Genomic DNA, 3,799 nt, shown 5'->3' on the forward strand with positions numbered 1-3,799 from the left:
AAGCGATGCTGAACATCTAAGGACAAAAAAAGGGCGCGGTTGCGTCCTGGTTCACGTTTCACCCGATGCTAGGCCTAAAAGAGAATGCTGCTTTTGTCAGCGTCCGCCTGTCGTCAAAAAACAACTAACAATACAATGCCACGTTCCGTCAATCACGTTGCCTCACGCGCACGTCGGAAAAAAGTAATGAAGCTGGCTAAAGGCTATTTTGGCCGGCGCAAAAATGTTTGGACAGTTGCCAAGAACGCTGTCGAAAAAGGCTTAGGATACGCCTACCGTGACCGCCGGGCCAAGAAGCGCGATTTCCGCGGACTCTGGATTCAGCGGATCAACGCGGGCGCCCGTATCAACGGTATGTCGTATTCGGCGCTAATGGGTGCCCTGAATAAATCAGGTATTGAGCTCAACCGCAAAGTGCTGGCCGATCTGGCCATGAACCATCCGGAAGCTTTTGCTGCTGTTGTGGAACAAGTAAAGTAAACAGGAATAAAGAAAGAAGGGGAGAAGGGGCGAAAGAAACAAAGGAAGGTATTAGCATTCGGGCTAGTAATCATTTCGTTGCTTCTTTCATTTCTTCTCCCTTCTTTTTTATGTCTGAACCACTTTCGTTTTAATCCCTGCTCGTTCGCCATCCGCCTGGCGGCCAAGTAAATAAATATCCATTTCTGATTCCCCGACGCGAAATACTTGCCGAACGGTGAGCTGGGCTTCTATAAACTGTTTGAGAGCCTGGAATTTTTTCGCGCGCGTTTTTTCTTCTTCCTCATACCAGTCCTGTTCTGTAGTGACGGGTTCCCAAAAATCAGCTTCGGGCATTTCTTCAACGTAGATCGACGGGGGCAACATCTGCCAATCCTTGATCTGACTAACCGTGAGCGGTTCGGACTGCTTCAGATAGCAGGTTACAGCTTCAAGAGGTTCATCCGATTCACTCGGATAAAGCAGATCCGTGAGCAACGGGGTAATCTGCTCGCTGAATGACTTGTTTTCTAGTACCGGGTCGCTACTTTTGGGATCTTCGTTCGTCATAAATAAGAAATAGATTCGGGACAAATTAACCATTTCAATGTCTAACTGTTAGAATCTAAACACAATTAAAGCGAGTAAGATTTATTCGCCAAACTCTATAAACCTCTACAGGCATGTTAGAAACCCTAATGAATCTGGTTCAGCAGCAGTCGGGCCAGGCAGTTATCAATAATCCGGCTATTCCGAATAGCCAGAACGACAATGTTATGCAGACCATCGCCAGCAGTATTCTGGGCGGTCTGGGTCAACAGGCACAGGGCGGTGGCCTCGGTAATCTACTCGGTATGGTTGTTAATGGCGGAAATGTTCAGGAAAGCCCGGTTACGCAGGGGGTTCAGCAGAATGTAGAACAGAACCTGATGCAGAAACTGGGAATTTCTCCCCAGGTGGCCATGTCGATTGCAGCTGCGGTGGTACCGATGGTGCTAAGTAAGCTTATGCACAAAGCTTCTGATCCAAACGATTCCAGCGTTGATGGTAATAGTATTCTGGGTGCTGCAACTGGTCAGCAGGGAATAGACTGGATGGGCGCTGCATCTTCGGCTATGGCTGATGGTAAACTTGATATGAACGATTTGATGCGTGTCGTCGGTCAGCAGGGTGGCGGTGGCCTTGGCGGTATGCTGGGCGGTCTGTTTGGCAATCGCTAAACCTTCTTGTTTCAACAATAACAAAAAAGGCAGTCTCTCAAACCGGACTGCCTTTTTTGTTGAACCCAATTAACGTAGCATTTACCGATCAGGAAAGGGTGAGTGTGTGCTCAAACGGGGTAAAGCCAGTAAAATACACACTCGGCGCATCCGTAGCAGGCAAAGCACCCCTCAACTGTATGTTTTTATGCTTCACCAGCCCAGGCCCAAACGTAATTGTGTCGTTCTGAACCGTATAAGAACCTGAACCCGATACGAGATAAGCGTTCGGACGACTCGGATGGGTTGTGACACCGGATAACGTCCCGCCAGGCCTGAAAATAAGTTCAAGCGCTACCGGCACACCTTCCGTACCGGTCATCTGAATATGGGCTTCTACCCCTCCAGGTATTTCCTTGATCACGATTTTCGTCCTGAGTTGCTGAATCTCGCTCTGCTTCCGTTTTGACCGGAGCATTTTCTCCCAGTCGCCATCGCCAGGAATTTCTTTGGAAGGATAGGGTTGATAATACGGTCCTTCCAGTGTCTGCGTCAGTATCCAGCTGTTTCCTTCCTGCTCAATCGTCTCCGTCTGAAATTGCCCTTTACCAAAGAAAGAGGACGCCAGTCGTACCCCCTGGATAATCGCACTGCCTTTATGAAAGGTCATCCACATAGGGTTGGCTGACAGGATAGTACTATCCCAGCCGTCACGACGGATACGTATCAGGCCGGATGCCGGGTAAGATCTGACGTAATTTGTTGGCAGTGGCCGGCTGGGCGGAAGTTCATTCCATAAGCTAGCGTCTTCTAGTAGATAGTCGAGGTAATAGACCACTTTCGGAAGTATGGTGTTTTCGATGGATCGGCACAGGGCTGCCATTTCGCCGTTTTTGTCGAGCAAGGCCATATATCTGTACGGATAGTAATAACCTTCCGCTGTGCCGATCAGTGCTTTGTCCTGTCGGCCGGAAGCTTCAGAGACTATTTCTCCGTTGGGATGAACGTAGTAAAGCGTCATCATCAGGTTCTTGCGGACGTAATCCAGTAGGTAAGGTTTGTTCAACCCTCTGGCTATTGTAATGAGCAGCCGGTTTGTTAAGGGTGAATAAATCAAGGTGCTACGTTCGTTGTACTGTCCATCATGATCTATGTCTATGTGTTCTGACAGCCATTGCTCAACGCGTGCTACGTATCGTTTGTCGGGCCAGAGTCCATTTAGTTTTGCCAGAGCAGCGGAAACAACCCAGCGGTGATTAGGCGTGTGAATTCCGCCCACTACCAGGGCTTCTCCGGCACGTAGTAAAAATGATTTCAATAACGTTTTTACCGGATCAAAAGCAGGAATTTTGGCACGATCCATCAGGCTGTATGCAGAGGTTAACCGCTTGACAATAAAACCTGTATCGGGTGTAGAATGGAAATTTGTGGCGGGTAGATCGATGGTGCCATCCGCATGCTGCACCTTGAGTAGATAACGTAGTGCTACGTCCATCGACTGAAGCAATTCATTCGACTGATAATACTGAGACTCCCGACAGGAAACGGCACAGGCTCCCCGCCGGACAAAATCAGCTGTCGATTGTGGGTTCGGAATTTCATCAGCGTCTTTTAAACCACCGTAAGATGGATGCGCAGGGTTTTTAATCTGCCCTGGGTTTATGGCCGAAAGCTGCTGGTCATTCAGTGTAATGAGTGTGAGTAACCAGGAGGGTTTATCTGGAGAATCATTCTTTTCTGACCAGGGAAAGCTGAGCGGCTGAAGTGTTGGCAGCATACCAAAGGCTGCCGTTCCGTTACGTATAAAAGTTCTTCTGTTCATCGATTTAAAAGAAGCGAATCAAGGGCGGATGTATACGTAAGAAAAGAAGTTGAATGGACTACTTGTCCCGTATTTTGGGAAACAGGCAACGGGGCATGATTAAATAAGATGTGATCCTGACGGTGAGAGAGTGGTTGTTGGGGTTTGCTAAGCCGTGAGTCTGCCATGTCTAAAACGCATTCCTGTCTGAAAGCGACATTCTGGCCCGTACAAGCATATTGTACTGCCAATCTGACAGCAAATCGAACAATTTTCCCGGCTGGCATTTGTATTGTTAGATAGAACATGTCTGTCAGTTTACACAGAGCAACTAAAGAAA

General features: G+C 48.2%; 4 protein-coding genes. 2 read left to right on the forward strand and 2 right to left on the reverse strand.

The genetic code is table 11. The features are described from left to right. Positions 1 to 135: 135 nt before the first annotated feature. On the forward strand, positions 136 to 480 hold the full coding sequence (gene rplT / locus ACOJS8_RS00570; protein ID WP_176567490.1) for a 50S ribosomal protein L20: 345 nt from the start codon (positions 136 to 138) through the stop codon (positions 478 to 480). Positions 481 to 588: 108 nt separating this feature from the next. Here rplT and ACOJS8_RS00575 read toward each other — a convergent pair whose 3' ends face one another. Continuing rightward, entirely contained in the window at positions 589 to 1,029 is a 441-nt protein-coding gene (locus ACOJS8_RS00575; RefSeq protein WP_420146584.1) for a nuclease A inhibitor family protein, read from the reverse strand. Between the two features lie 113 nt (positions 1,030 to 1,142). On the opposite strand from ACOJS8_RS00575, the gene ACOJS8_RS00580 reads away from it, so the two are divergent. Next, the gene (locus ACOJS8_RS00580) at positions 1,143 to 1,679 is read left to right on the forward strand and encodes a hypothetical protein (protein ID WP_420146585.1); all 537 of its coding nucleotides are present in this window, start codon (positions 1,143 to 1,145) and stop codon (positions 1,677 to 1,679) included. An 88-nt stretch (positions 1,680 to 1,767) separates the two neighbouring features. On the opposite strand, the gene ACOJS8_RS00585 is transcribed toward ACOJS8_RS00580, so the two are convergent. After that, entirely contained in the window at positions 1,768 to 3,480 is a 1,713-nt protein-coding gene (locus tag ACOJS8_RS00585) for a hypothetical protein (RefSeq protein WP_420146586.1), read from the reverse strand. Positions 3,481 to 3,799 lie beyond the last annotated feature (319 nt).

The sequence above is a fragment of the Spirosoma sp. genome (assembly GCF_048594605.1).
In the GTDB taxonomy this organism is placed as follows: Bacteria; Bacteroidota; Bacteroidia; order Cytophagales; family Spirosomataceae; genus Spirosoma.